This is a genomic window from Aeromonas oralensis (assembly GCF_049665575.1).
Taxonomy (GTDB): Bacteria; Pseudomonadota; Gammaproteobacteria; order Enterobacterales; family Aeromonadaceae; genus Aeromonas; species Aeromonas hydrophila.
On record NZ_CP187186.1, the window covers coordinates 512,265 to 537,879 of the forward strand.

A 25,615-nucleotide genomic window follows, 5' to 3' on the forward strand; every position below is an offset into this window, starting at 1 on the left:
GGTGGGATAACTCCGAGAGAGTAAGCAAAGCGCGACTGCCGACCGGCAGCCGCGCTTTTTCTTTGCTGTGGGCGAGGCAATAAAAAAGCCGCCCACTGGGGGCGGCTGTTGGTTGTGCCGTCAACGGCCGGCTTAGCGCTTGCGCAGCAGGCGCAGGGCGTTGGCGGTGACCAGCGCGGTGGCGCCGGTGTCGGCCAGCACCGCAATCCACAGGCCGGTGATGCCGAGCAGGCTGGTGACCAAGAAGATGGCCTTGAGCCCCAGCGCCAGCGCTATGTTCTGGTGGATGTTGGCCAGTGCCGCACGGGAGAGCCGGATCATGGCGGCGACCCCGCCGAGCTGGTTGTGGGTCAGCGCCGCATCGGCGGTCTCCAGCGCCACGTCGGTCCCGCCTCCCATGGCGATGCCGATGCTGGCCCGCTTCATGGCCGGCGCGTCGTTGATGCCGTCGCCGATCATCGCGACTTTCTGGCTGAGGCCGAGCTTGGCGATTTCATCGACCTTGCCCTCCGGCAGCAGGCCGGCGCGCCAGCCCATGCCGAGCTCACCGGCGATGGCCTCGGCGGCGCGGGGGTTGTCGCCGGTCAGCATGATGCTCTGCAGGCCGAGCTGGTTGAGCTCTTGCAGCGCCGCAGCCGCTTCCGGCCGGATCTGATCCCGCAAGGCCAGCAGGGCGGCCGGGGCGGCGTCAGGCTGACCGAGCACCACCACTGTCTTGCCTTGCTGCTCCAGGGTGGCGACCCGGGCCTGCATCGCCGCATCCAGGGTGGCGACCCGGCTCGGTGCCAGCAGCTGCCAGAGGGTGCCGTCGATGCGACCTTCCACGCCCATGCCGGGCAGGGCGCGCAGCGCCTGGGCCGCGGCGAGGCTGAGGCCCTGTTCGCTGGCCGCCGTCACCACGGCGCGGGCCAGCGGGTGGTGGGAGCCCTGCTCGATGGCCGCCGCCAGTGCCAGCAGGTCGGCCTCAGACTGGCCATTGAGGCTCACCAGTTCGGTCAGCTGCGGCTTGCCCAGGGTCAGGGTGCCGGTCTTGTCGAAGGCCAGGGTATCGATGTGGGCGAGGCGCTCCAGCGCGGCGCCCCCTTGATGAGGGCCCCCTGCCGGGTGGCTGCCGCCAGCGCCGAGGTGACCGCCGCCGGGGTGGAGATGACCAGGGCGCAGGGGCAACCGATCAGCAACAGCGCCAGCCCGCGATAGACCCACTCGTCCCAGCTCTGGCCGAAGGCGAGCGGCGGTACCAGCACCACCAGCAGGGCGACCAGCATCATGGCCGGGGTATACCAGCGGCTGAAGCGGTCGATGAAGCGCTCGATGGGGGCGCGCTGGGTCTCGGCCTCCTCGATGAGATGCAGGATGCGGTCGATGGCGTTGTTGCCGGGTTCGGACACCACCTCGAGGCGCAGCACCCGATCCGCCGCCAGGCTGCCGGCGGGGACCTTGTCACCCTGACGGCGCTCCACCGGGATGGATTCGCCGGTCAGGGCGCTCTCGTCAAAGGCGCCGAGGGCGTCGAGCAGGCGGGCATCGGCGGCCAGGCGGGCGCCCGGGGCGATTTCGATGATGTCACCGGGGCGCAGCTGGTCGGCAGCGACTTCTTCCCGCACTTCGCCCTCGGCAGTGGTGCGGATGCGCAGCGCCTTGTCGGGCACCAGCGCCATCAGGGCGGTGACCCCGGCGCGGGCGCGGCCGGCAGCGTAGGCCTCCAGATGTTCGCCCAGCATGAACAGCAGCAGCACCATGGCCGCTTCGGCGGTTTCGCCGAGGAACAGGGCGCCCACGGCGGCGACCGTCATCAGGGTCTCGATGGCGAAGGGGGAGCCGCTCTTGGTCAGCGCCCACGCCTTGCGGGAGATGGGCCACAGCCCCCAGAGGGTGGCCAGGGTAAACAGCGGCTGACCAATCTGGCTCGGCAGCAGGGCCGCCACCAGCATCAGTCCGGCCAGCGACAGCGGTTGCCAATACTTGGCGAGCAGGGTCTGCAGCGGGCCGCGCTCGCGGCCGGACTCCAGCTTGCCGCTGCGCTCGCCCTTGAGCTGGAAGCCGGCGGCCAGCACGGCGGCGGTAACGGGATCGGGGGAGAGGCCGGGGGCCAGATCCACCACCAGCTTCTCGGTGGCAAACAGCACGCGGGCCTGTTGCACGCCGCTCACCCGGCTGACGGCGGTCTCTATCTTGCGGGCGCAGCTGGGGCAGTCCATCCCCAGCACCTGCCAGCTGTGGCGGCGGCTGTTCTGCTCGGGGGCATCCAGCGGAGGCTCTGCCACGGCGGCATGCTCATGGTGGTCGTGCTCCCCGTCATGGGCATGCTGGGCATGGGCGGGCGGCGGAGTGGCGCAGCAACCCCCTCTGGGGGGCTCTTCCCCCTCGGGAGCGTCGCTGGCGGCATGATCCTGATGGTCATGGGGGGCCTGACTCGCGCAGCAGCTGACCGGTGCGGCCTGGTCGCAGCAGTGGCTGTCGTGCTGGTGCTCGGCCTGGGGGGCCGCGCTCTTGCTGACGGCCTTGATGGGGGCAGCGGCGTGTTGATGGCTGCAGCAGGATTTGCTCATGATGAGTTCCTCTTGGATGGATCCCGCCGGTGCGAGATCTTCGATAACTGAGCCGAGTGTAAACCTTGGTGTTAAGTCCAAGGTCAAGCCCCTTTCTCCCGCTCCTCGCAACAGGCTGCCGGCAGAGGTGATATCCCTGTGGTTGGCGGGTGTTTGTCCCCGCCCGGCAGGCCTATACTGGAGGGCCTGATCCTCCCTCGATAATCAAGGACATAACATGAGCAATTCCGTTACCCTGCAAGGCAATCCCGTTTCCGTCGCCGGTCACTTCCCGGTTGCTGGCGAGCAGGCCAAGCCGTTCTCCCTGGTGGCCAAGGATCTCTCCGATCTGACCCTGGCGAGCTTCGCCGGCCAGCGCAAGATCCTGAACATCTTCCCGAGCGTTGATACCCCTACCTGCGCCACTTCCGTGCGCAAGTTCAACGAGCAGGCCAGCGCGCTGAACAACGCCGTGGTGCTGTGCATCTCCGCCGACCTGCCGTTCGCCCAGTCCCGCTTCTGCGGCGCCGAGGGGCTGGACAAGGTAGTGACCCTCTCCACCCTGCGTGGTGCCGCCTTCCTGCAGGACTACGGCGTGGCCTTCTCCTCCGGCCCGCTGGTGGGTCTGGCTGCCCGTGCCATCGTGGTGCTGGATGAAGAGAACAAGGTGCTGCACAGCGAGCTGGTGGCTGAAGTCGCCGACGAGCCGAACTACGCTGCCGCCCTGGCCGTACTGTAAGCAGGCAGACTGACAAAAATCCCGCCGGGGCATGGCCCCGGCGGGATTTTTTTATGGAACAGTCAGGGGGCTTTGGTCACGTCTTTGGCGGGTAGTGGCTCGGGGTGGGGTTGCCACTCGACATAGGGGCGGTGCAGCCTTGAGTAGATCTCTGCCAGCTTGCCGGAAGCGGCGAGCCGGTCGATCGCCTCGCCGAGGAAACGATCCGTTTCATCCCCGGCAGGCCCCTTGGCGATGATGAAGACATCCTCGAAATCCCCCAGGTGTTCCCGGTGAATGTTGGTCAGCTTGAGCTGGCGCAGCATCAGGTCGGCCTCCTCCTGGGCCCAGATGAAGGCGTCGATGCGCCCGCGCGCGAGCTTGCGCAGGGACTGCTCTATGCTCATCGACCGTTGCAGCGGAATGGGCAGAAAGCCGGGGGTCGCCTCGATCAGCAGATCCCGCTTGGTGGGCACTATGCCGTAGGCCATGTCGGGGGTGATGAGGTGGTCGGTATTGCTGTAGAGCACGTGGGTGACCTTGCCGAAGCTGCGGGTGCTGAAGCGATAGGGCAGCAGGTCGGCATCCTGCAGATTGCGGATGGCGGGCAGGCTGAAGTCGGCGGTGCCGGCGATCACCCCGGCCATGGCCCGGGCGAGGGGATAGATGGTGATCCGGATGCTCACCTCGGGGTAGAGATCATCGATGGCGCGCACCAGATCGACGAAGGGGCCGGTCTTGTCGGCGTTGATGAGCCCCGGTAGCTCGCCGAGGTGGGCGTTGAGGATGCGTACCGGTTTGGCGGCGGGAGCGGCAGCCGTGTCGGCGAGGGAGAGGCTGAGGCTGGTCAGCCCCGTCAGGCAAAGCAGCAGCAACAGCAGCAGAGAGGGATGTCTGGTCATGGTCTGGTCACGTCCCCGGGGGAGGTTCCCTGAAGTGTAGTCAGGCCCGCTTTGCGCATGGCGGGCCGCTGGCCGCGCTGGATGGGATTTTACTTATGGTCCGCCGCTCACTAGACTTCGCCCCCACCTCCCTATTCTGTCGATAGCTGCGTAGCCCCATGACTTTTGATGAACTAGCCCTCGCCCCCGCCCTGCTGGCGACCCTGCCCGCCGACCTCAAGTGCCCGACCCGGGTGCAGCAACTGGCCATTCCCGCCGCGCTGGCGGGTCGGGATCTGCTGGCACTGGCCCGCACCGGCAGCGGCAAGACCCTGGCGTTCGGGCTGCCGCTGCTGCAGCGCCTCGATCCGGCCTGCGATCGGGTGCAGGGGCTGGTGCTGGTGCCGACCCGCGAGCTGGCGGTGCAGGTGAGCGAGGCGTTGCAGGGGCCGGCCGCCGGGCTGGGTCTGCGGCTGGTGACCCTGTGCGGCGGGGTGGCGCAAGAGCTGCAACAGGCCGAACTGGCGCTGGGGCCGCAACTGCTGGTGGCGACCCCGGGGCGACTGCGGGATCTGCTGGCCCAGCAACTGCTGGGTCTGAGCCAGCTGCGCCATCTGGTGCTGGACGAGGCGGATCGGCTGCTGGAGATGGGCTTCTGGCCCGACATCCAGTGGCTGCTGAATGCCATGCCGGTCGAGCGTCAGACCCTGCTGTTCTCGGCCACCCTGCCTGCCGAGCTGGATGCGCTGGCGACCGGTCTGCTGACCGAGCCGGTGCGGGTGGAGGCGGATCCCCGCAACAGCGTGGCCGACGACATCGAGGAGCGCCTCTATCTGGTCAACAAGAGCAGCAAGGTGCCGGCGCTCATCAGCCTGCTCAAGGCCCACGAGTGGCCGCAGGTGCTGGTCTTCATCAGCGCACGGGACGACGCAGACGGGGTGGCCCGCAAGCTGGCCAAGGCGGGCATTGCGGTGGCGGCCCTGCACGGCGAGAAGGAGCAGGCGGTGCGCGAGCAGGCGCTCGGCGACTTCAAGGCGGGCAAGGTGCGAGTGCTGGTGGCCACCGATCTGATGGCGCGCGGCATTCACGTGGAGGCGCTGCCGTTGGTAATCAACCTGGATCTGCCCGCCAGCGCCCCCGTCTACGTGCACCGCATCGGCCGCACCGCCCGGGCCGGACGCAGCGGGCTCGCCATCTCGCTCACCTGCCATGGCGAGGCCGACACCCTGGCGGCGATCCGCACCCTCACCGGCCGCGAGCTGCCGCTGGCTTCGCTCGCCGGCTTCCCGGTCACCGATCAGCCAGCCAGCGGGGAGGGCAAGCGCGCCCCCCGCGACAAGCAGGCCAATCGTCGCACCCAGGCCAAACGCAGCGCCAAACAGTTCAAGAGCAAGAGCTGAGGTCATTGCTGCCGCCTTGCTCCATTTCGCGACAAACAAGGTGATCACAACGCCACACCCAGGCCAAGCGCAGCGCCAAACAGTTCAAGGGCAAGGGCAAGCCTGACCCAAGATGGACTGCCCGCTTGGGCAGTACCAAAGGACGCCCGTTTTACTATGCTCCATGGGTTCAACCACGGAGGGATAGACGATGGCGAGTCTGGTGATGGGGCCCCTGCTGGGGCTCGAAGCGGAGACGCAATACAGCATCTGTTTTTTGGCGGGGCCTGACTGCAAGGGCGCCGGGGTCAGGATCAACGGCAGCCTGCTGGCCGCCGGCAAGCAGGCGGATACCCCCAGGGGCGGCTTCTGGCGGGTCAGCTGGACGGCGACCCTGGCCGAGGCGGGTTCGAGCGTGGAGTACCAGATCCTGCTGGATGGGGAGCCCGCCCGGGATCTGGCCGGTGAGGATCGCTGGAAGTTTCATCTGCCTGGGTCGGCGGAGCGGGTGCGCATCGGGTACGCCTCCTGCAACGGTTTTTCCGACTTCAAGCTGCTTACCTCCACCCCGCAGCCCTATGTGATGTGGGGCAAGCTGGCTGCCGAGCACACCACGCACCCCTTCTCGTTGCTGCTGATGGGGGGCGATCAGGTCTATGCCGACTCCCTCTGGACCACGGTACCCAGCCTCAAGGCCTGGAACGAGCTGGACATGGCGGAGAAGATCAAACGCAAGGCCACTCGCACCATGGAGGAGCAGCTCGATCGCTTCTACTGCGATCTCTACTGCAAGCAGTGGGGGCGGCCCGAGGTGGCGCGCCTGCTGGCCCGGATCCCGAGCGCCATGATGTGGGATGACCACGACATCTTCGATGGCTGGGGCAGCTATCCCGAGTCGCCAGACAATCTGCAGGGCTGCGACGTCTATAAGGCCATCTATGCCGCTGCGTCCCGCTATTTCCGGCTGTTCCAGCTGCGCTCCGTTGCCAACGTCTCCCTGTTGGACCCGGTCAAGCTGGGCCACCACTCCTGGCGGCTGAGTTTTCGGGGTTACCAGATCCTGGCGCTGGACAACCGGGCCAACCGGACCCGCGCCCAGGTGATGAGCCCGTCCCAGTGGGATCAGATCAACGACGCGCTGGCCGCCTGCGATGCGGGCCACCTGCTGGTGCTGGCGGGGGTGCCCGTGGTCTATCGCGACTTTTCCTTCACCGAGGCGGCGCTGGATGCCACCCCCTGGGAGGAGGAGCTGACCGACGATCTCAAGGATCATTGGCGAGCCAAGGATCATCAGGGGGAGCGGGCCCGCCTCATCATGCGGCTGCTGGACAATGCCAAGCTCCGGCGCCAGCAGGATGCTGGCTGCAAGACCCTGATCCTCTCCGGCGACGTGCACGTGGGCTGCCTCGGGGTGATCCAGGACAAGCGAGACGGGGTGCTCAACGTGCACCAGCTGGTCTCCTCCGGTATCGTCCACCCTTGTCCCACCCAGTTCCAGTGGATGGGGATCCTCGCCATGACCAATGACGATGCCGAATACCTCGACGAGAACCGGCTGATCCGCGCTGAGCTTATCAAGCCGTTCGGCGCCCCCGTCTACCTGCGTACCCGCAACTTCGCCACCCTGCTGATGGGCACCGACAACAAGCTGTGGGCCAACTGGCACTGCGAGAACGGGCTGGCGGCCAGCTACCCGCTGGCCTGATGGCGGGAAAATGCGAAGGGCCCTGACGGGCCCTTTTTCTTGTGGGGATCAGATGTCCCAGGCCGTTGCCTGCTCAGGGCTGGTCCGGCGTCTGGGCGAAGAAGTCGCGCCGAAACTGGCCGAGTACCGCCTCCCTGTGCTGCTGCCAACTTGCCTCGTCCATGTTGTCCCGGCTGGCCGCCAGCTGCTGCTCCAGCTCGGTCAGCTGCTGCTGGTAGTGGCTGCGCTGCGCCAGCTGCTGCTGTCGGCTGGCGGCAAACTGCACGGTTGCTTCGGCCTGCCCGGCCGGCAGGAAGTGGCGAGCCAGGGTCGCCAGCTCCTCGTCCCCCCACAGCTGGCGCGCCTGCTGCAGGCGGGCGGCCGGGTTGAACAGCTCAGCCGCCAGATCCGGGTGATCCGCCGCCCACTCATCCTGCAAGCGGGTGAGGGCAGCCAGTCGCTCGGCCAGCGGCAGTTGCTCGTGCTCCTGCGCCAGCTGCTCGAGTGCCAGGGCGTAGCGCCCCTGCAGCCGAAACAGGCTCTCCCCCTCGCTCAGCCATTGGGCCTCTATCGTTTCCAGATTGGCCAGCCGCTCTGCCAGCGGCTGCTCGCTGTCGCTCACCTCGCTGGCGAGCTGCCGGTTCATCTGGTCCGGCAAGTCGCGCCAGCTGGCAGGCGCAGGCGCTGGGCCGGCTGGCACGGCGGTGGCGGCAACCGGGCCGGTCGCGGGGGTCAATGGCGGCTGTGTCTGCGGCGGCGCTGCAGCGGCTGGCTGAGCGCTCTGACCGGTGTGTGCCGGCCGCGTTGGCACCTCCTGCCAGCTTAGGTTGAGCAGCAACAAGGCCAGCACAGCCAGTGCCAGCACGCCGTAGTGGCGCTTCATCGGCTGATCTCTCCCTTGACCGGGAAGTGATCGGAGAGGTTGCTGGCGGGCCAGAGGCTGCCATCGCTGCTGCGCGGGATCCAGACGCTGTTGAGGTTGTGGCGCACGGCGCCGTATTCCCGGCTCACCACCAGATAGTCGAGGTACTCCACGTTGGCACCGCCGGAGAGCGGGCCGCCGGCATAGGGGTTGATCCTGGGATCGAAGGTGGCCTCGGTGTAGCCGCCGTAGGCCGGCTCGTCGGCGTTGAGGTTGGCCAGCATGCCGGCGTAGTCGTCGGCAAACTTGCGCTTGTTGACGTTGAAGTCGCCACCGTAGATGACGGTGTCGCTGGCGGGGATCTTAAGACTGGCGGCCAGGATGCGGATCTGGCCGAACTGGATCTGGCGCAGCCGGCGCGCCTCGTCGGTGTCGAAGCTGGCGGTGTGGGTGGCAAACAGGTGCCAGGCCTTGCCCCCCTTGATCACCTCCGCATACATCACCCCCTTGTCGGCGAAGCAGTCGGTGCCGGTGCACTGGGGATAGACCAGCTGGGCCTCGCGCACTATGGGGTAGCGGCTGACGATTACCACGCCGCCGTCGTGGATGTTGACCCCCGGCTTGTCGAGCACCCTGGTCTGGTACGGATACTCCTTGGCCAGTGCCTGCAGGAAGCCCTCGCGGCGGCCATCGAACACCTCCTGCAACAGCAGGGCGTCATAACCCTTGAGGTACTCGGGCAGCAGCGCCAGTCGCTCGCCGATGCTGGAGGCGATCACCGGCAGCGCCCAGACGTTATAGCTGGCCACCTTGAGCTTGCTCTCCGCCGGTTCCGGTTGCTCCCGCTTTTGTGGCGGAGTGAGCATGTAGTGCAGATCGTCGTAGCGGCCGGTGAACTTGGCGGCGAAGGCCAGCTCCTGCGGCCCGTCCAGGCGGTGAATGGCGCGATCGCTCTGCCAGCCGGAGTTGTCTGCCGGCGTCTCGCCACCGTGTTGCAGGGTGCTGTTCCACCAGGTGCCCTCCATCTTCTGGTTGAGGCGATAGGTGTCGCCGCCGGGAGTGGTGACCCGGGTTTCGAACAGATAGCTCTTGCCCGCCTTCACCCCCTCGTAGCGATTGAAACTGAGCACCATGGCGCTCTCCCAGGGGCCCAGCTCGGTTCTGTGCTGAAGCCACTGGCTGCCGGCCTGCAGCTGGCCGGAGCCGCTCTGGCGGATCTCCAGCTGGACCGGATCCGGGCTGTTGTTGGTGAGGTAGACGTCGGTGTCGGCCAGCGCCTGCAGCGGAAACTGGCTGGTCAGCAGCAGGGCGGCATAACTGAGGGGTTTGTGCATCATGAAGTCCTTCTGGTGGAGGCACGCTGGAAAGTGACTGTTATGGCGGGCACAGAGGTCATTTCATTTACATTTTTGTTACAAATAAATGAAAGGCCCCATATGGGGAGGTGTTAACCCATGGGGTTGGCAACGGCCAAAGGGGCGGGGGAGGTCAGGCGAACGAGGTGAAGCGGGCGTGCCGGGCGGCACGCCCTTGCAAGGCAGTCAGTGCTGGAACTGGTTGATCAGGCGGGAGAGGGCATGCAGCCGCTCCACCAGCAGGGTGATGCCGTCGAGGGCCTGGCGGCTGTTGTCGGCGGTGTGGCTGGCCAGCTGATGGATCTGGTGGATGCCCTTGTCCAGGGTGCTGGTGACATCCGCCTGCTGGCTGACGGCCTGGGCAATCTCGTCGCTGGTATGGGTGACCCTGGCCAGCATGCGGTTGATCTGGTTGAGCACCTCGGCGGTGGTCCCCACGTGCTGCTGGCAGCGGTCCGAGGTCTGGGCGCCCTGGCTCATGCCGTCGGCCAGCTGACGGGTCGTCTGCTGCAGCGCCTGGATCATCTCGTTGATCTCGCCGGTGGAGCTGCGGGTCTTCTGGGCCAGCGCCCGGATCTCGTCGGCCACCACCGCAAAACCGCGTCCCTGCTCACCGGCCCGCGCCGCCTCGATGGCCGCGTTGAGGGAGAGCAGGTTGGTCTGATCGGCGATCTGGCTGATCACCTCCAGGATCCCGCTGATCTTCTGGCTGTCGCCGGTCAGCCGGGCCAGCACTGCGTGGTTGGCGTCGAGCTCGTGATGGAGCTGATCGACCGAGGACTGGGTGGTGGCGAGCGCCCGTAACCCCTCGGCGGAGACCTGCTGCACCTCGCCCACCAGTTCGCTGGCCTGATGGGCGTTGCTCGCCACGTCGCGAATGGAGTGGCTGAGCTCGGTGATGGCGGCGGCCAGCTGCTCGCTCTGGGCCCGCTGCTGCTGCAGGTGGATGTCGATGGTCTGGATATTGCCCCTGTCATCCTCGGCGGCCTGCAGGATCTGCTGGTTGGTGTCGGCGCTGCGCCCCACCACCGCCTTGAGCTCGGCCCGTTTCATGCGAAGCGCCAGCTCCAGGGCCGCCAGGGTGTCCCGCCGTCTGGTGTAGAGCACCTGGCAAAGCGGGGTGCCCATCTCCTCGCCGGCCGTATGGGCCAGCCGGTTGAGCCGTTGCTGCAGGCGCCAGCCGTGCAGCATCTGGGCCAGCAGGGCCAGTGCGCCTGGCGCTCCCCACAGCGGATTGCCGCTGATGATGGCCGCCAGCAGGGTGAGCAGGGCGCCGCCCGACAGCAACAGGGTGAGCAGGCCAGGTTCGAGGGCGAGCCGGCTCAGCCAGGGCAGCGCCTTGCCCGCCCGGATGCGGGCGTAGAGCTGCTCCGCCCAGGCGATGTCGTGCTCGCTGGGGCGGGTGCGCACCGACTGGTACTCGATGATCTGTCGCTGCTCGTTGAGGATGGGGGTGACATAGGCGTTGACCCAGTAGAACTTGCCGCTCTTGGCGCGGTTCTTCACCAGCCCCATCCAGCTTTTGCCCTGGCGCAATCGCTGCCACATGTCGGCAAAGGCGGCCTTGGGCATGTCGGGGTGGCGTACTAGATTGTGGGGTACCCCCTCCATTTCGGCGGGGTGATAACCGGCCACGTCACAGAAGTGCTGGTTGGCGTAGGTGATGTGGCTGGCGGGGTCGGTCGTCGAGATCAGTGACAGGTGGTCGGGGAAACGTATCTCCCCCTCCCGTTGGGTTGTGGTCATGAGTGCATCCTGATTGAGCCAAGTAACTGATAGATTTGTTTTTATTTTTTGTGATTGTTACCGGCCCATTCTAGGGGGCAGCAAGCGCGCTATCTTGGCTTGGGTCAATTAATCGCCACTCTCGCTTAGCTAAATAGGGCAAATGAAAGGTGCATCTGTGCAGGCGGATGGCAAAGGGAGTGTTGGTGTGCACCAAGGGGGAGTGGAGGTTGCAGGCGCCCCGCAGGGGGCGCCTAGGATCAGCGGCTGGCCAGCGGGTAGGTAAAGAGGGCCAGGTGGGCGAAGTTGAACAGGAAGTGGATCGCGATGGCGACGCCGAGGCGCCCGCTCAGCAGGAACGCCAGGCCATAGCAGGCGCCTGCCAGTGCGGCGAACAGCACCAGCAGCGGGCCACCGGCCAGGTGGGCGGCGCCGAACAGCAGGCTGGCCACCAGCACCCCAAGCCAGCGCCGGCTGTGTGCGGCGATCCCCTGCTGCAGGAAGCCGCGAAACAGCGCCTCTTCCGCCACGCAGGTGAACAGCAGGTTGTTGAGGGCAAACAGCCACCACCAGCCGGGCAGGCCCACCTCGGGCTTGAGGGCCCCCAGCAGCCAGGCGGCGATCAGCAGGGCTGCCAGCGGCACCAGCAGCAGTGCCAGTCTGCGCCACTGAACGGCGCCGCCCGGGCCCAGCAGGGCGGGCCAGGCCAGCAGCAGGCCGAAGAAGACCAGCGGCTTGTCCAGGTTGAGGTACATGTTGAACGGCACGCTGGCGGGGCCGGCCTGCACTTGGTCCAGCACCTTCAGGTTGGTGAAGCCGGGGATGAGGTGCAGCATCAGCGCCACCGCCCACAGCAGCACGGCGCCCAGGGCGACGGCGCGCCAGGGCTGGGGCAGGGAGGGGGTACGCCAGGCCAGCAGCAGGCCCGCCGCGCTGGCCAGCAGGGCGACTGGGCTCAGGTGGCCGAGGCCGAGGGCCGCCAGCAGGGCGACGGCCAGCATGATGAAGCCGGGCAGTCGTTGCCGGGCCAGACAGAGCAAGACGGCCAGCGCCAGTGCTCCCCAGATGAGTGAATCAGGTAGAGGTAACATTGAGTCTCCAAGGCCGATGAAAGTCCCGCACCTTAACAATGGGACATGCCATGAGACAAGGCTTAATAAGCTGGTCGGATCCCGTGCTCGGGTGGTTGCCAGGGCGCACGGCCATAAAAAAACCGGAGCTGGGCTCCGGTTTTGGCAAGGGTGACGAGGCGTCTCAGCGGCCGGATTCGGCGATCACCCGGGCAATGATGTCGGCACGCTTGCTGGCTTCCAGCTCGCCCAGGGCGATGAGGCCGGCCTTGAAGATGACGTTCTTCGGCAGGCTGACGTCGTCCAGGGTGGCGATGGCTTCGACGTGCATACCGTTCAGACGGCTGGCATCGCGCGGGCTCAGGTTGACCTGAGTGTTCAGCACCTGCTTGCCTTTCTTCTTGGCAGGGGCGGCTTTTTTCGGTTGTTCCTGCTCGTCTTCCGGCAGCTCGTCATCAAAATCGTAAATAGACATAGTCAATCCTGTTGGTTAGGCAATGGGGCATGGTTGCCCGATGTCGTTTTTCAGAGGGGTCGATCAGCCCATATCCTCGTTGCGGATAAAGGCGCGCCAGGAGCCGAGCACCTGGGCAAAATCTTCCAGCCCGCACATGGCCAGCTGTTCATCATCGTAGTAGGCGAGATCGTCGAGATCCTCATCCTGCTCGATATTGAGGACGTTGGCTTTCACCTCGGCTTCCTCGTGGGTCAGCAGCAGGGAGTAGTCGCCGCCCAGCAGCCGGTATTCGACGCGAGTCCGGCTGGAGAGCTGATCGATGATGGCGAACAGCTCGTCGAGTTTCTCCTCGTCCTTGCCTACTTCGTCGATCAGCCACTGGCCGATGGCCTCATGGCCCATGGAGAACCGGGCGCGATAACCGCCGAACGGATCGCGGCGAAATTCATAATCCATAGTTCAGTCCATAGCGGAAGGGTGAGTCGTCATGGGCAGGGCAAATCCTGCTCCATGGCGGGGCGCATATAGCGTAAAGTGGCCTATTCTAGCGAGCCCCCCCTCGCTTGTCTTGAAGATGTGGCATCTTTGCCCCGCTACCGGCGCTTTGTGGCCGGTTCGGCCCTCGCTTTGGAGATGTGATGCAGCTAAACGATACCCTCGCGCGCCAGAGAGTCAGTCGGGCGATAAAGATCCTGTCATGCTCGGTCAACATGATGGACGAGCCACAGCGGCTCATCATCGCCTCAGGCTATTCCCGTTTCGTTCAGCGGAGTACCTATGCAGCTCAATGACACCCTCGCACGGCAGATTGTCAGTCGGGCGATGAAGATCCTCTCTTTTTCGGTCAACGTGATGGACGAGCACGGCCTGATCATCGCGTCCGGCAACCCGGAGCGGCTCCATCAGCGTCATGAGGGGGCGGTGCTGGCATTGACCGAAAACCGGGTGGTGGAGATCAGCGAAGCGACTGCCCGCGAGCTCAAGGGAGTGCGCCCCGGCATCAACCTGCCCATCGCTTATCAGGGGGAGCTGCTCGGGGTCATCGGCATTTCGGGCGATCCGGACGAAGTTCGTGCTTACGCCGAACTGGTGCGGATGACCGCCGAGCTCATTCTGGAGCAGGCGGCGCTCACCGAGCAGCTGCAGTGGGACAAGCGCCACAAGGAGGAGCTGGTACTGCAGCTCATCCGTGGTGAAGGACGGGAAGATCAGCTGCAGCAGGCGGCCCGTTTCCTCGGGCTGGATCTGGCCCAGCCGCGGGTGGTGGCGGTGCTGGCGCTGGAGGAGGCCGACCCGGCCCGGCTGCGGGAGCTGGTGCATCTGCTGGAAAATCCGGAGCGGGACAACCTGGTAGCCATCAACGGTCTGGACGAGATAGTGGTGCTCAAGCCGGCCCAGCTCAGCGACGGCATCTGGCAGTCGGCGCAGGAGCGCAGCCGCATCAAGCAACTGCTGGCCCGCATTCCCCACTTTCGGGTGCGCATCGGGGTGGGTGATTACTTCGCCGGCACCGGCGGGCTGGCGCGTTCCTACCAGACGGCGCGGGACACCTTGCGCCGTGGCATGCGCCAAGCGCCGCGCAAACAGGTCTATTTCTTCGAGGATTATCGGCTGCCGGTGCTGCTCGGCAGTCTGGCGGACTCCTGGCAGGCGGATCAGCTGCGGGCACCGCTGCACAAGCTGGCGCAGGAGGACACAAAGGGAACGCTGCAGAAGACGCTGCGCCAATATTTCTTGCAAGACTGTGATCTGCATCCCTGCGCCGAAGCCCTGTTCATCCACCCCAATACCCTGCGCTATCGGCTGACCCGAATTGAGCAGATAACTGGGTTGAATTTCAACAAGTTAGATGACAAGTTCCTGCTCTATCTCGGGCTCAACCTCGACAGCTGAATTGTTCATTCATACAGAAATTTGCGTTTTACAACGCTGATATTTGGTTTTTTGACCAAAGCATTCCGATCCCGGATCATCATAATGGCCACCACTCACTCATTTGAAAGGTGCCCGTCATGATCCCTGTATCCGCGCTCGGCGCTCTCGCCGCGCTCTCCATCGCCATCTTCCTGATCCTGAAGAAGGTGCCGCCCGCTTACGGCATGATCGTCGGCGCCCTGGCCGGCGGCCTGATCGGCGGCGCCGATCTGACCCAGACCGTCGCCCTGATGATCGGCGGCGCTCAGGGGATCACCACGGCGGTAATGCGGATCCTGGCGGCGGGCGTGCTGGCCGGCGTGCTGATCGAATCGGGCGCCGCCACCACCATCGCCGAGACCATCGTCAAGAAGCTGGGCGAGACCCGCGCCCTGCTGGCACTGGCGCTGGCTACCCTGATCCTGACCGCGGTCGGCGTGTTCGTGGACGTGGCCGTCATCACGGTGGCCCCCATAGCGCTGGCCATCGCCCGCCGTGCCGACCTCTCCAAGGCGGCCATCCTGCTGGCGATGATCGGCGGCGGCAAGGCGGGCAACGTCATGTCTCCCAACCCCAACGCCATCGCTGCAGCCGATGCCTTCCACCTGCCGCTCACCTCGGTGATGGCGGCCGGCATCATCCCGGGCCTGTTCGGCCTGGTGATGGCCTACTGGCTGGCCAAGCGCCTCAACAACAAGGGCAGCAAGGTCGCCGCCGACGAGGTGGTGAGCTTCAATGGCAGCAAGCTGCCGGGCTTTGCCGCCGCCATCAGTGCGCCGCTGGTGGCCATCCTGCTGCTGGCCCTGCGCCCCATCGCCGGCATCGTGGTGGATCCGCTCATCGCTCTGCCCCTCGGCGGCCTGGTCGGTGCCCTGATGATGGGCAAGTTCAGTAAGGTGAACCAGTTTGCGGTCTCGGGTCTCGCCCGCATGGCGCCGGTGGCCATCATGCTGCTGGGTACCGGTACCCTGGCGGGTATCATCGCCAACTCCGGTCTCAAGGATGTGCTGATCAGCGGCCTGACCGCCTCCGGCCTGCCCTCCTACTTGCTGGCACCCATCTCCGGTGCTCTGATGTCGCTGGCGACCGCCTCGACTACCGCCGGTACCGTGGTGGCCTCCAACGTGTTCAGCTCCACCCTGCTCGAGCTTGGCATCAGCAGCCTGGCGGGGGCCGCCATGATCCACGCCGGTGCCACCGTGTTCGACCACATGCCCCACGGCTCCTTCTTCCATGCCACCGGCGGCAGCGTCCACATGGGCGTGGGTGAGCGGCTCAAGCTCATCCCCTACGAAACCGCGGTCGGTCTGACCATTGCCGCCGTCTCCACCCTGATGTTTGGCGTGTTTGGCCTCGCCTAAGGAATTGATATGAAAATTGTTATCGCCCCCGATTCATTCAAGGAGAGCCTCAGCGCCATGGCGGTGGCCGATGCCATCGAGGCCGGCTTCAAGCAGGTGTTGCCGGATGCCACCTACGTCAAATTGCCGATGGCCGATGGCGGCGAGGGGACGGTGCAGTCCCTGGTGGACGCCACCGGTGGCCGCATTCTGCCCTTCTATGTGACCGCTCCCCTTGGCAACAAGGTACAGGGCTTCGTCGGTCTGCTGGGGGATGGCGAGCGTGCGGTCATCGAGATGGCGGCGGCCTCCGGCCTGCATCTGGTGGCGCCTGAGCTGCGCAATCCGCTGCACACCTCGAGCAGCGGCACCGGCGAGCTGATCCTGGCGGCCCTCGACATGGGGGTGAAGCATCTGATCCTCGGCATCGGCGGCAGCGCCACCAATGACGGCGGTGCCGGCATGATCCAGGCGCTCGGCGGCAAGCTGCTCAAGCGCGACGGCACTCCCATCGCGCCGGGCGGCGCCGGTCTGGCCGAGCTGGCCACCATCGATCTGAGCGGGCTCGATTCGCGCCTCGCCAAGATCACCATTGAAGTGGCCTGCGACGTGGACAACCCGCTGTGCGGGCCGAAAGGGGCCTCCGCCGTGTTTGGTCCGCAGAAGGGGGCGACCCCCGCGATGGTGGCGCAGCTGGACGCCAACCTGGCTCACTATGCCAACTGCATCGAGCAGGCGCTTGGCAAGCAGGTGAAGGAGATCGCGGGGGCGGGCGCCGCTGGTGGCATGGGTGCAGCCCTGGTGGGTCTGCTCGGCGCCGAACTGAAACCCGGCATCCAGATCGTCATCGAGGCGCTGAAACTGGCCGAGGCGGTGGCCGACGCGGACCTGGTCATCACCGGTGAGGGACGCATCGATAGCCAGACCATCCACGGCAAGACGCCAATCGGTGTCGCACGCTGCGCCAAGCAGTTCGGCAAGCCGGTGATCGGCATTGCGGGCTGCCTGACCGACGACTACGGCGTGGTACACGAGCACGGGCTGGATGCGGTGTTCGCCGTGGTCAACCGTGCCATGTCGCTGCCGGAGGCGCTGGCCACTGCCACCACCAACCTGCAGCTCACGGCCCGCAACGTGGCGGCGCTCTATCTGCAGCGACCCTGACTCTCTTCTGGCCGGTGCCTCGCGCCGGCCAACCCAGCCCCGTGTCGCGGTGACGACCTGCCCCGCTGCAGGTCTGCCCGAAACACCTTGCCGATCAGATGATCGGCTTTTTTCATTATCCTGCTGTATAGCCAGTGCTTTTCTGCGGTTTCTGTATTCTGGCCGCCGACTTTGCGGCATAGTGATCCCCCATAGTACAAGGAGCAACCCATGATCTTGCTGACCCTGGGGGTACTGCTGTTTACCCTGATCCACCTCTATCCCTGCTTCGCAGGCGCCCATCGGGCCCGCTTGCGCGAGCGGCTGGGGGAGAATCGCTACAAGGGACTCTTCTCGTTGCTGGTGTTCATCGCCATCGCCTGCATCATCGCCGGCTGGCGCACCGCCAGCCCTCTGCCGCTCTATTTCCTGCCCGCCTGGGGGCCGACCCTGATGATGGCGGTCATGCCCATCGCCCTGATCCTGTTCTGCTCCGGCCAGGGCCCCAACCACCTGCGGCGCTGGCTGGTGCATCCCCAGCTGCTCGGCACCCTGCTCTGGGCTGGCGCTCATCTGGCAGTCAACAGCGAGGCCCGCTCCCTGGTGCTGTTTGGCGGCATCGGCCTGTGGGCGCTGGTGAGCATCGTCTGGATTTCGGTGCGGGACTGGCAGCGTCATCCCCGTCCGGCGGCCAACTGGTACGGCACCGGGCTCAGCGTGGGGGCCGGGCTGGCGCTCACCGCCCTGTTGATCTTCTGGGGGCATGTCATGCTCACCGGCATCCCCCTCTATTGAGCGGGTGAACCGGCCGGCGTGCCCGCGCGTATGTCACTCATCTGTCTGACAGGAGTCGCTCGATGAAATGGATCATGTTGTTGCTGACACTCGGGGCCGGGGCGGCCGTCGCCGCCTGCCCGGACTACTTCAACGTGGAGATGCGGGAGCTCAACAGCACCCAGCGCCACAACCTCTGCCAGCTGACCGAGGGCAAGGTGGTACTGGTGGTCAATACCGCCTCCTACTGCGGCTATCGCGGCCAGTTCCGGGATCTGGAGACGCTCTACCAGACCTACAAGGAGAAGGGATTGGTGGTGCTCGGCTTCCCCTCCAATGACTTCTGGCAGGAGGCGGGGGAGGAGGGCAAGACCGCCTCGGTCTGCCGACGCGATTACGGGGTCACCTTCCCCATGTTCAACCGGATTGCCGTGCGCGGGGCCGATGCCAGCCCGCTTTACCGGGGGTTGGCCACGGCGGCAGGCGAAGCGCCAGGCTGGAACTTTCACAAGTATCTGATCGGGCGTGACGGCAAGCTGGTCGCGAGTTATGGGGCGAACCAGAATCCGGCGGACGATCCCCTGCAAAAAGAGGTCAAACGGGCGCTCGGCCTTTAGCGCTACCCCGCGGCGGGCGGCTCTGGAATAATGGGGGCCCGCTCTTCTCTCTGGTAATCCCGTGCTGCAACGTCTGCCCCAAATGGTGATCTTCGATGCCCTGGTCCGTGAACAGGGCATCTCGGCGGCCGCCCGGCGGCTCGGGGTCTCCAAATCCCACATCAGCAAGCAGCTGGCCCAGCTGGAGACCGAACTCGGTGCCCAGCTGGTGCAGCGCACCACTCGCCGCTTCTCCCTCACCGAGCTTGGTCAGGAGTATGCCCGCCACTGCCGCGCCCTGGTGGCGGTGGCACTGGAGGCGGACTCCATGGTGGCGGAGCGGCGCGGCAAGGTGAGCGGCATCCTGCATCTGGGGGTCGGCCAGTCCTTCGGCCGGTTGCACGTGATCCCGCGCCTCAAGGCGTTTCAGGATCGCTACCCCGAGCTGGAGCTGGAGGTTTCGCTGTTCGATCACCGTACCAACCTGGTGGATGAGGGGCTGGATCTCTGGATCACCACCTACGAGGACAAACCCGAGGCCCTGGTGGGGCAGCGGCTGGCGGATATTCACTTCGTGCTGGTGGCCTCGCCGGACTATCTGCTGAGCCACGGCACTCCGCTGCACCCCAGAGATCTGGCCCAGCACAACTGCATCACCTATCAGAGCCGGGAGCGGCGCTACCACGAGTGGTCGTTTCGCCAGGGCAAGGAGCGCCAGACGGTGCAGGTGGCCGGCAACTACCGGGTGGATCTGGCGGAGGCGGTGCGTGACGCCGCCCTGGCCGGGCTCGGCATCGCCTACGTGGCCAACTACCTGCTGGACAAGGAGTTGCAGTCCGGCCAGCTGATCCCGCTGCTGCCCCAGTGGCGGCCGAACCAGAAGATGGCGGTGCACGCCGTCTATGCCAGACGCGAGCACCTGGATCCCAAGATCCGGCTGTTCATCGACTTCCTCAAGGAGAGCTTCGGTCCGAATCCCTACTGGGAGCAGCGGCTGGCCCCCTGGCTCGGCGGCAAATTGTCCGGCACAGAGGAATAATCGTTTCCATATAAGAACACTGGCTTTCGCTTGAAACCAAAATCGAGTCAAATCAGCCAGTTGCCGCAACCGGTATCGTGCAAACGTTTTTGCTAACAGGGCTGTAACCAAGTGGACTTGCAGTGGCGAGGCCGGGAGCGCAGAATCCGCGCCCATCTTTCGCCCCACCTGATGGAGTCCCTATGATTGCCCTGCTCGGCATCCTGAGCATTCTGGCCGTGGCCACGCTCTGCTCTGATAATCGTCGTCGTATCCCGTTGCGAACAGTGGGTCTCGCCCTCTGCCTGCAGATCCTCTTCGCCGGCCTGGTGCTCTGGCTGCCCGCCGGTCAGCATGTACTGAACGGGGTGAGTGAAAGCGTCAGCAGCGTGATCGGCTACGGTCAGGAGGGGATCGCCTTCCTGTTTGGCGATCTGGCCAAGTTCAAGCTGGGCTTCATCTTTGCTTTCAACGTGTTGCCGGTCATCATCTTCTTCTCTGCGGTGATCGCCATCCTCTACCACATCGGCCTGATGCCGAAAGTGATCGCCCTGCTCGGCGGTGGCTTGCAGAAGCTGCTGGGCACCGGCCGCGCCGAGAGCCTCTCCGCCACCGCCAACATCTTCGTCGGCATGGTGGAGGCGCCGCTGGTGGTCAAACCCTATCTCTCCAAGATGTCGGACTCCCAGTTCTTCGCGGTGATGAGCTGCGGCCTCGCCTCCGTGGCCGGCGGTACCCTGGTGGGGTACGCCAGCATCGGGGTCGAGCTGAAATACCTGATCGCGGCGGCCTTCATGTCGGCGCCGGCCGGTCTGGCCATGGCCAAGATCTTGGTGCCGCCTGCCGCCGAAGAGCAGGACCATCATCAGGACGTGGTGATCCCGCGTGCCACCAATGTGATTGAAGCGGCCGCCGATGGCGCCATGTCCGGCCTCAACATCGCGGTTGCCGTGGGGGCCACCCTGCTGGCGTTCGTCGGGGTGATCGCCATGCTCAACGGCCTGCTGGGTTGGGCCGGTGACCTGATAGGGGTGGAGCTGAGCTTCCAGATCATCCTGGGCTGGCTGTTTGCGCCCGTCTCCTGGCTGATCGGTATCCCCTGGGAACAGGCTCAGGCTGCCGGCGCCCTGATCGGGACCAAGATAGTGGTGAACGAGTTCGTCGCCTTCATCGCCCTGGTTCAGGATCAGACTCTGAGCGAGTCGAGCAAGGCCATCGTCACCTTTGCCCTGTGTGGTTTTGCCAACATATCTTCCATGGCGATCCTGATCGGCGGCCTGGGTGCCATGGTGCCGGAGCGCAAATCCTTCATCGCCCGTTACGGCATGCGCGCCATCCTGGCGGGTGTGCTGGCGAACCTGATGAGTGCCTCGCTGGCAGGCTTGTTCCTCGCCCTCTGATTGACCCTGAAGCTAGCACCTTCCGGTCAGAGCCCGCTTCGGCGGGCTTTTTTGTGGCCGCTTGCCGGCAAAAAAAGCGCCTCAGGGAGGCGCGGGGAAAAAGACAGATTGGAAGCGTCACATGGGTGCCACTTGAATGAGGGATGAGCCATGCAATCCAAGTGTGAAGCCATGATGCCTGATGCTGTCTGAAGCCCTTCTGAGGCGATTCTTCATACTATGTTCATTTTGCTAAACGCAATGCGGGCTGGCAGGTCAGGGAGTCAGCACAAAGTGATCGGTGGTCTGCTGTTCCAGCGCTGGCAGCCAGCGTTGTGAACGGGATGCCGCTGGCTGATCAGGGAGTCAGCACGAAGTGATCGGCTGTCTGCTGTTCCAGCGCCAGCAACCAACGTTTGATGGGAATGCCGCCGGCATAACCGGTGAGCTCGCCGCTGCGGCCGATCACCCGGTGACAGGGCACTATGATGCTGAGCGGATTGCGTCCGTTGGCCGCCCCCACCGCGCGAACCGCCTTGGGATTGCCGATGGTTTGGGCAATCTCCAGGTAGCTGACGGTCTCGCCGTAGGGAATATCGCCCAGGGCGCGCCACACCGACTGCTGAAAAGGGGTGCCCCGGGCGGCCAGCGGCAGATCGAAGCGGCGCAGGCGACCGGCGAAGTAGGCCGCGAACTGTTCGACGAAGGGGGCCAGCGCCTGATCGTCGCGCTGCCACTCGTCGGTCGGGGTCACCGGCTGCTCGCCTAGCACGAACTCCACATAGCGCAGCCCGTCCCGGTCGATGGCGATGAGCAGGGGGCCGTGGACGCTGTCGCAAAAACTGAATTTCATTCTGTCATCCTCGGGCGTTGGGCAAGGGCCCGGCTAGTCCACTACCGGCTTGCCGCGGGTCGATTTTATCTCCCCCTTGCGCTTCTTGGCATCGACCCGCTTGCGCTGGGAGCTGCGGGTCGGCTTGGTGGCGTGGCGGGCCTTGGGGCGCCAGGCCGCTTTCTTCAGCAGCTCCACCAGACGGTTCATCGCCTCCTTGCGGTTCATGTCCTGGCTGCGGTGGGTCTCGACCCGGATCATGATGAAGCCGTCGTGAACCCGGCTGTCGCTCAGCTTGTCGAGCCCCTCCTTGTAGAGCGGGGTGAGGCTGGGGGAGTTGCGGTAATCGAAGCGCAACCAGACGGCGGAGTCGGTCTTGTTGACGTGCTGGCCACCGTTGCCCTGCGCCCGCATGGTCTGGAATTGCAGTTCATGCCAGGGCAGGGTAACGGTGTTGGAGATGACTAACATACTGCGGTGCTCTTGTTTGGTGCATCGGCTGTGGCTGGCTCAGCTTGGTGCCTCATAATGGGGCGAGATGCGCTCCCTTGGTGATGCCGGGAGAGTCCTGCTCCAGGCCTGAATGCTATCTTTTTGAAATTAAACAATAAAAAGACTTGGCACAAGAATTGATTCCCCATTCATGACATACCATGGATTGGGAGCAACCAGATGAAGCTGATTACTGCGATTATCAAACCCTTCAAGTTGGACGACGTGCGCGAGGCCATCGCCAACCTGGGGGTCGAGGGTCTGACCGTGTCTGAGGTCAAAGGGTTTGGCCGCCAGAAGGGGCACACCGAATTATACCGGGGAGCCGAGTATCAGGTCGACTTCCTGCCCAAGGTAAAGCTGGAGATAGCGACGGCCGACGACAACGTCGAAGGGGTGATCGAGGCGATCTGCAAGGCCGCCTATACCGGCAAGATCGGTGACGGCAAGATCTTCGTCTACGACCTGCTGCAGGCCGTGCGCATTCGGACCGGTGAGAGCGACGACGAAGCGCTTTGAGCGCGCTGGATGGGGCGAATGATCGGTACGTTGTCGCTGATTGACTCCATGGTGGGGCCGGATAGGATTCTATCCGGCCCCTTTGTTTGGACGGCGTTTAAATATGTGATCCCGCCATATCAGGATTTCTTGATCCGGCTGTCGAGCTCAATGCAAAATGCAAACAGCAATGGTTCTCACTCGATATAGCAACTCAAGGAATGGATGATGAAAATGAAGATGTTGGCACTGGCTTTCTCTGCGTTGGCGGCTCAGTCGGCATTGGCGGCAGGGGAGGTGAATGTCTACTCCAACCGGCAGGATGAGCTGATCAAGCCCATCATCCAGCAGTTCGAAAAGGAATCTGGCATCAAGGTCAACGTGGTGTTCGCCAAAGAGGGGCTGAACGAGCGTCTGGAGCGGGAAGGCAAGCTCTCCCCGGCCGATCTGATGCTGACCGTCGACATCAGCCGGCTGACCGATCTGGTGGACAAGGGGCTGGTGCAGCCGGTGGACAGCAAGATCCTGCAGGAGAACATCCCCGCCATCTATCGCGATCCGGACAACCGCTGGTTCGCGCTGACCACCCGGGTGCGTGCCATCTATTCCAGCAAGGATCGTCTCGGCAAGCTCGATACCATCAGCTACGAAGATCTGGCCAAGCCTGAATTCAAAGGAAAAATCTGCACCCGCAGCGGCAAGCATGAGTACAATGTGGCGCTGGTCTCCTCCATGATCGCTCATCACGGCATGGCCGAGACCAAGAGCTGGCTGGAAGGGGTCAAGGCCAACCTGGCGCGCAAGCCGCAGGGCAACGACCGGGATCAGGTCAAGGCGATCAAGGATGGTATCTGTGACCTGTCGCTCGGCAACAGCTACTACCTGGGCGCGATGTTGAAGGACCCGGCGCAGAAAGCCTGGGCCGATGCCGTCTACATCAACTTCCCGAACCAGGCTGACCGCGGCGCCCACGTCAACGTGAGCGGCGTGGCCATGACCAAGTACGCCAAGAACAAGGCCGAGGCCCAGCAGCTGATGGAGTTCCTGGCCGGCGACACCGCCCAGCACATGTATGCGGACGTGAACGCCGAGTATCCGGTCAAGGCCGGGGTCGAGCCTTCCGCCATGGTCAAGTCCTGGGGCAGCTTCAAGTCTGATGCGCTACCGGTCAGCGATTACGCCAAGCACCGCAAGGACGCCTTGCAACTGCTGGATGAAGTGAAATTCGACTTGTAATCAGATGGGGCCAATGGCCCCATCAACCTCTGTGGTCTCATGAAAAATTTTGGATGGATTACCGGCAGTTGGGCCAGCGCCCTGCTGCTGGCTTTGCCGGTGCTTGCTCTGGTCTTCTCAGCCTTGTCGGCCGACGGAGAGCTGTTTGGCCACCTCGCCGATACCGTGTTGTTCGACTATCTGGCCAATACCCTGGGGCTGGTGGTCGGTGTCGTGCTGCTCAGCCTGCTGTTCGGGGTGCCGACCGCCTGGCTGGTGGCCATGTGCCAGGTGCCAGGGCGGCGCGCCCTGCAGTGGGCGCTGATGCTGCCGATGGCGATGCCCTCCTATATCGTCGCCTACGTCTATACCGATCTGCTCGACTACTCGGGCCCGCTACAAGCCGGGTTGCGAGCGCTCTTTGGCTGGAACAGTCCGGCCGATTACTGGTTTCCGGCCATTCGCTCCCTCGGCGGCGCCGCCTGGGTGCTGGCGCTGGTGCTGTTCCCCTATGTCTATCTGCTGACCCGCGCCTCTTTTCTGGAGCAGTCGGTCAGCCTCATCCACTCCAGCCGCCTGCTCGGCTGTACCCCGTGGCAGAGCTTTCGCCGCCTCAGCCTGCCGCTGGCGCGTCCCGCCATCATGGTGGCGGTATCCCTGGTGGCGATGGAGACGTTGGCTGACTTTGCCACCGTCCACTTCTTTGCCATCAACACCCTGACCACGGCGGTCTACGACACCTGGCTAGGCTATGGCAGTCTGGCCACTGCTGCCAAACTCTCCTGCCTGATGCTGCTGGCAGTGGTGCTGTTGATCGCGCTGGAGCGCCGCTCGCGCAGTCAGCAGCAGGTGTTCCAGAAGTCGATGGGCCACGAACAGCCGCTGCGCTACCCGCTCAAGGGGATTCGCCGCGCTCTGGCCGGGCTCTGGTGCTGGGGACTGGTATTGGCCGGCTTCGGTCTGCCGTTCGCCATCCTGCTCGATTACGGCGTGCGCTACTTCGAATTGTCGTGGACGCCGGAGTTTGTCCGCTTCGCCGGCAACAGCTTGGCTATCTCGGCGCTGACCGCCCTGCTGGCCATGGGCATCGCCCTGCTGCTCGGCTTCTTCCGCCGCCTCGATGGCGGAGTCAAGAGCCTGCTGCCCCTGCGCATCGCCGCCATGGGCTACGCCATGCCGGGTACCGTGCTGGCCATCGGGGTGCTGGTGCCGCTCACCGCCCTCGACTTTGCCATCAACGATCTGGCCGAGTTGCTGGGGCGTCAGGGGCCGGGGCTGCTGCTGACCGGCACCATCACCGCCATCGTGTTCGGCTATCTGGTGCGCTTCGTGGCTATCGCCATCGGCTCGGTGGAGAGCAGCATGGGCAAGATCTCCCCCAGCCTCGACATGGCGGCCCGCTCCCTGGGGCAGGGGGATGGCGCCATGCTGCGGCGGGTGCACCTGCCGCTGGTGCGGCGCGGCCTGTTTGCCGGCGCCATGCTGGTGTTCATCGAATCCATGAAGGAGCTGCCCGCCGCCCTGCTGCTGCGGCCGTTCAACTTCGATACCCTGGCGACTCACGTCTACCAGTTCGTGTCGGACGAGATGCTGGAGCGCGGTGCGCTCGGCGCCATCGTCATCGTGCTGGTGGGGCTGTTGCCGCTGATCTGGGTCAACCGCAACCTGGATGGGGCGAGGCACTGAGTTCGCCTACCCTGGAATGTTGTCCGGCCGCCGGTCGGTCTGGTTCAAAAGAATATGAGGAAGTCAGCC

At 64.8% G+C, this 25,615-nt stretch carries 22 protein-coding genes and 1 pseudogene; 13 read left to right on the forward strand and 10 right to left on the reverse strand.

The annotated features are described in order from the left end of the window. Positions 1 to 132: 132 nt before the first annotated feature. A pseudogene (locus ACPDZI_RS02505) lies at positions 133 to 2,549 on the reverse strand (zinc/cadmium/mercury/lead-transporting ATPase). 217 nt (positions 2,550 to 2,766) lie between these two features. Between ACPDZI_RS02505 and tpx the strand changes: the two are divergent. Then, a complete protein-coding gene (gene tpx / locus ACPDZI_RS02510; RefSeq protein ID WP_016349389.1) occupies positions 2,767 to 3,267 on the forward strand; it encodes a thiol peroxidase in 501 nt (166 codons plus the stop codon). A 62-nt stretch (positions 3,268 to 3,329) separates the two neighbouring features. On the opposite strand, the gene ACPDZI_RS02515 is transcribed toward tpx, so the two are convergent. Then, entirely contained in the window at positions 3,330 to 4,148 is an 819-nt protein-coding gene (locus ACPDZI_RS02515; protein ID WP_146061720.1) for a transporter substrate-binding domain-containing protein, read from the reverse strand. Positions 4,149 to 4,306: 158 nt separating this feature from the next. Between ACPDZI_RS02515 and ACPDZI_RS02520 the strand changes: the two genes are divergently transcribed. Continuing rightward, on the forward strand, positions 4,307 to 5,527 hold the full coding sequence (locus tag ACPDZI_RS02520) for a DEAD/DEAH box helicase (RefSeq protein WP_438833945.1): 1,221 nt from the start codon (positions 4,307 to 4,309) through the stop codon (positions 5,525 to 5,527). A gap of 190 nt (positions 5,528 to 5,717) precedes the next feature. After that, positions 5,718 to 7,211 carry an alkaline phosphatase D family protein gene (locus ACPDZI_RS02525; protein WP_438833946.1) on the forward strand — a complete coding sequence of 498 codons (1,494 nt, stop codon included), beginning with the start codon at positions 5,718 to 5,720 and terminating at the stop codon, positions 7,209 to 7,211. Between the two features lie 73 nt (positions 7,212 to 7,284). On the opposite strand, the gene ACPDZI_RS02530 is transcribed toward ACPDZI_RS02525, so the two are convergent. The 6 genes from ACPDZI_RS02530 to ACPDZI_RS02555 form a co-directional block, all read right to left on the reverse strand. Then, a complete protein-coding gene (locus tag ACPDZI_RS02530; protein WP_438833947.1) occupies positions 7,285 to 8,073 on the reverse strand; it encodes a hypothetical protein in 789 nt (262 codons plus the stop codon). Further along, positions 8,070 to 9,386 (reverse strand): sphingomyelin phosphodiesterase, encoded by a 1,317-nt coding sequence (locus tag ACPDZI_RS02535; protein WP_438834547.1) that lies wholly within the window; start codon positions 9,384 to 9,386, stop codon positions 8,070 to 8,072. The genes ACPDZI_RS02530 and ACPDZI_RS02535 overlap by 4 nt, the downstream gene beginning before the upstream one ends. Before the next feature lie 207 nt (positions 9,387 to 9,593). Next, positions 9,594 to 11,153: a methyl-accepting chemotaxis protein gene (locus tag ACPDZI_RS02540; RefSeq protein ID WP_041218181.1), complete on the reverse strand. Its 1,560-nt coding sequence runs from the start codon at positions 11,151 to 11,153 to the stop codon at positions 9,594 to 9,596. Between the two features lie 239 nt (positions 11,154 to 11,392). Beyond that, positions 11,393 to 12,223 carry a CPBP family intramembrane glutamic endopeptidase gene (locus tag ACPDZI_RS02545; RefSeq protein ID WP_438833948.1) on the reverse strand — a complete coding sequence of 277 codons (831 nt, stop codon included), beginning with the start codon at positions 12,221 to 12,223 and terminating at the stop codon, positions 11,393 to 11,395. Between the two features lie 163 nt (positions 12,224 to 12,386). Beyond that, positions 12,387 to 12,677, reverse strand: coding sequence for a hypothetical protein (locus ACPDZI_RS02550; RefSeq protein WP_011704604.1), 291 nt, complete (start codon positions 12,675 to 12,677; stop codon positions 12,387 to 12,389). Positions 12,678 to 12,740: 63 nt separating this feature from the next. Continuing rightward, on the reverse strand, positions 12,741 to 13,115 hold the full coding sequence (locus ACPDZI_RS02555; protein ID WP_011704605.1) for a YacL family protein: 375 nt from the start codon (positions 13,113 to 13,115) through the stop codon (positions 12,741 to 12,743). Positions 13,116 to 13,436: 321 nt separating this feature from the next. Between ACPDZI_RS02555 and ACPDZI_RS02560 the strand changes: the two genes are divergently transcribed. The 7 genes from ACPDZI_RS02560 to ACPDZI_RS02590 all read left to right on the forward strand — a co-directional run bounded on the left by ACPDZI_RS02560 (position 13,437) and on the right by ACPDZI_RS02590 (position 20,844). Next, positions 13,437 to 14,552, forward strand: a complete 1,116-nt coding sequence (locus ACPDZI_RS02560) for a sugar diacid recognition domain-containing protein (protein WP_044799129.1) — start codon at positions 13,437 to 13,439, stop codon at positions 14,550 to 14,552. Positions 14,553 to 14,671: 119 nt separating this feature from the next. After that, the gene (locus tag ACPDZI_RS02565) at positions 14,672 to 15,934 is read left to right on the forward strand and encodes a GntP family permease (RefSeq protein ID WP_017409005.1); all 1,263 of its coding nucleotides are present in this window, start codon (positions 14,672 to 14,674) and stop codon (positions 15,932 to 15,934) included. Positions 15,935 to 15,943: 9 nt separating this feature from the next. Then, positions 15,944 to 17,077, forward strand: a complete 1,134-nt coding sequence (locus ACPDZI_RS02570) for a glycerate kinase (protein WP_438833949.1) — start codon at positions 15,944 to 15,946, stop codon at positions 17,075 to 17,077. A gap of 210 nt (positions 17,078 to 17,287) precedes the next feature. Next, positions 17,288 to 17,851 carry an NnrU family protein gene (locus ACPDZI_RS02575; RefSeq protein WP_438833950.1) on the forward strand — a complete coding sequence of 188 codons (564 nt, stop codon included), beginning with the start codon at positions 17,288 to 17,290 and terminating at the stop codon, positions 17,849 to 17,851. 62 nt (positions 17,852 to 17,913) lie between these two features. Further along, positions 17,914 to 18,447 carry a glutathione peroxidase gene (locus tag ACPDZI_RS02580; RefSeq protein ID WP_076361516.1) on the forward strand — a complete coding sequence of 178 codons (534 nt, stop codon included), beginning with the start codon at positions 17,914 to 17,916 and terminating at the stop codon, positions 18,445 to 18,447. An 82-nt stretch (positions 18,448 to 18,529) separates the two neighbouring features. After that, on the forward strand, positions 18,530 to 19,465 hold the full coding sequence (locus tag ACPDZI_RS02585; protein WP_016349403.1) for a LysR family transcriptional regulator: 936 nt from the start codon (positions 18,530 to 18,532) through the stop codon (positions 19,463 to 19,465). A 182-nt stretch (positions 19,466 to 19,647) separates the two neighbouring features. Further along, complete coding sequence (locus ACPDZI_RS02590) at positions 19,648 to 20,844, forward strand: NupC/NupG family nucleoside CNT transporter (protein ID WP_438833951.1); 1,197 nt, start codon at positions 19,648 to 19,650, stop codon at positions 20,842 to 20,844. Positions 20,845 to 21,181: 337 nt separating this feature from the next. Here ACPDZI_RS02590 and ACPDZI_RS02595 read toward each other — a convergent pair whose 3' ends face one another. Both ACPDZI_RS02595 and arfB read right to left on the reverse strand, forming a co-directional pair. Further along, positions 21,182 to 21,676 carry a methylated-DNA--[protein]-cysteine S-methyltransferase gene (locus tag ACPDZI_RS02595; protein ID WP_268014326.1) on the reverse strand — a complete coding sequence of 165 codons (495 nt, stop codon included), beginning with the start codon at positions 21,674 to 21,676 and terminating at the stop codon, positions 21,182 to 21,184. Between the two features lie 33 nt (positions 21,677 to 21,709). Then, on the reverse strand, positions 21,710 to 22,126 hold the full coding sequence (gene arfB / locus ACPDZI_RS02600; protein WP_201904371.1) for an alternative ribosome rescue aminoacyl-tRNA hydrolase ArfB: 417 nt from the start codon (positions 22,124 to 22,126) through the stop codon (positions 21,710 to 21,712). Positions 22,127 to 22,327: 201 nt separating this feature from the next. On the opposite strand from arfB, the gene glnK reads away from it, so the two are divergent. The 3 genes from glnK to ACPDZI_RS02615 all read left to right on the forward strand — a co-directional run bounded on the left by glnK (position 22,328) and on the right by ACPDZI_RS02615 (position 25,546). After that, positions 22,328 to 22,666, forward strand: a complete 339-nt coding sequence (glnK, locus tag ACPDZI_RS02605) for a P-II family nitrogen regulator (protein WP_011704615.1) — start codon at positions 22,328 to 22,330, stop codon at positions 22,664 to 22,666. 207 nt (positions 22,667 to 22,873) lie between these two features. Further along, the gene (locus ACPDZI_RS02610) at positions 22,874 to 23,881 is read left to right on the forward strand and encodes a Fe(3+) ABC transporter substrate-binding protein (RefSeq protein ID WP_081086402.1); all 1,008 of its coding nucleotides are present in this window, start codon (positions 22,874 to 22,876) and stop codon (positions 23,879 to 23,881) included. Positions 23,882 to 23,920: 39 nt separating this feature from the next. Beyond that, positions 23,921 to 25,546 (forward strand): ABC transporter permease, encoded by a 1,626-nt coding sequence (locus ACPDZI_RS02615; RefSeq protein ID WP_438833952.1) that lies wholly within the window; start codon positions 23,921 to 23,923, stop codon positions 25,544 to 25,546. Positions 25,547 to 25,615: the final 69 nt, after the last annotated feature.

What these genes read in the sequence shown, in the direction of transcription:
- tpx (WP_016349389.1), top strand. Translation starts at nt 2,767, where the DNA reads ATGAGCAATTCCGTTACCCTGCAAGGCAATCCCGTTTCCGTCGCCGGT.
- ACPDZI_RS02515 (WP_146061720.1), bottom strand. Translation starts at nt 4,148, where the DNA reads ATGACCAGACATCCCTCTCTGCTGCTGTTGCTGCTGCTTTGCCTGACG.
- ACPDZI_RS02520 (WP_438833945.1), top strand. Translation starts at nt 4,307, where the DNA reads ATGACTTTTGATGAACTAGCCCTCGCCCCCGCCCTGCTGGCGACCCTG.
- ACPDZI_RS02525 (WP_438833946.1), top strand. Translation starts at nt 5,718, where the DNA reads ATGGCGAGTCTGGTGATGGGGCCCCTGCTGGGGCTCGAAGCGGAGACG.
- ACPDZI_RS02530 (WP_438833947.1), bottom strand. Translation starts at nt 8,073, where the DNA reads ATGAAGCGCCACTACGGCGTGCTGGCACTGGCTGTGCTGGCCTTGTTG.
- ACPDZI_RS02535 (WP_438834547.1), bottom strand. Translation starts at nt 9,386, where the DNA reads ATGCACAAACCCCTCAGTTATGCCGCCCTGCTGCTGACCAGCCAGTTT.
- ACPDZI_RS02540 (WP_041218181.1), bottom strand. Translation starts at nt 11,153, where the DNA reads ATGACCACAACCCAACGGGAGGGGGAGATACGTTTCCCCGACCACCTG.
- ACPDZI_RS02545 (WP_438833948.1), bottom strand. Translation starts at nt 12,223, where the DNA reads ATGTTACCTCTACCTGATTCACTCATCTGGGGAGCACTGGCGCTGGCC.
- ACPDZI_RS02550 (WP_011704604.1), bottom strand. Translation starts at nt 12,677, where the DNA reads ATGTCTATTTACGATTTTGATGACGAGCTGCCGGAAGACGAGCAGGAA.
- ACPDZI_RS02555 (WP_011704605.1), bottom strand. Translation starts at nt 13,115, where the DNA reads ATGGATTATGAATTTCGCCGCGATCCGTTCGGCGGTTATCGCGCCCGG.
- ACPDZI_RS02560 (WP_044799129.1), top strand. Translation starts at nt 13,437, where the DNA reads ATGCAGCTCAATGACACCCTCGCACGGCAGATTGTCAGTCGGGCGATG.
- ACPDZI_RS02565 (WP_017409005.1), top strand. Translation starts at nt 14,672, where the DNA reads ATGATCCCTGTATCCGCGCTCGGCGCTCTCGCCGCGCTCTCCATCGCC.
- ACPDZI_RS02570 (WP_438833949.1), top strand. Translation starts at nt 15,944, where the DNA reads ATGAAAATTGTTATCGCCCCCGATTCATTCAAGGAGAGCCTCAGCGCC.
- ACPDZI_RS02575 (WP_438833950.1), top strand. Translation starts at nt 17,288, where the DNA reads ATGATCTTGCTGACCCTGGGGGTACTGCTGTTTACCCTGATCCACCTC.
- ACPDZI_RS02580 (WP_076361516.1), top strand. Translation starts at nt 17,914, where the DNA reads ATGAAATGGATCATGTTGTTGCTGACACTCGGGGCCGGGGCGGCCGTC.
- ACPDZI_RS02585 (WP_016349403.1), top strand. Translation starts at nt 18,530, where the DNA reads ATGGTGATCTTCGATGCCCTGGTCCGTGAACAGGGCATCTCGGCGGCC.
- ACPDZI_RS02590 (WP_438833951.1), top strand. Translation starts at nt 19,648, where the DNA reads ATGATTGCCCTGCTCGGCATCCTGAGCATTCTGGCCGTGGCCACGCTC.
- ACPDZI_RS02595 (WP_268014326.1), bottom strand. Translation starts at nt 21,676, where the DNA reads ATGAAATTCAGTTTTTGCGACAGCGTCCACGGCCCCCTGCTCATCGCC.
- arfB (WP_201904371.1), bottom strand. Translation starts at nt 22,126, where the DNA reads ATGTTAGTCATCTCCAACACCGTTACCCTGCCCTGGCATGAACTGCAA.
- glnK (WP_011704615.1), top strand. Translation starts at nt 22,328, where the DNA reads ATGAAGCTGATTACTGCGATTATCAAACCCTTCAAGTTGGACGACGTG.
- ACPDZI_RS02610 (WP_081086402.1), top strand. Translation starts at nt 22,874, where the DNA reads ATGAAAATGAAGATGTTGGCACTGGCTTTCTCTGCGTTGGCGGCTCAG.
- ACPDZI_RS02615 (WP_438833952.1), top strand. Translation starts at nt 23,921, where the DNA reads ATGAAAAATTTTGGATGGATTACCGGCAGTTGGGCCAGCGCCCTGCTG.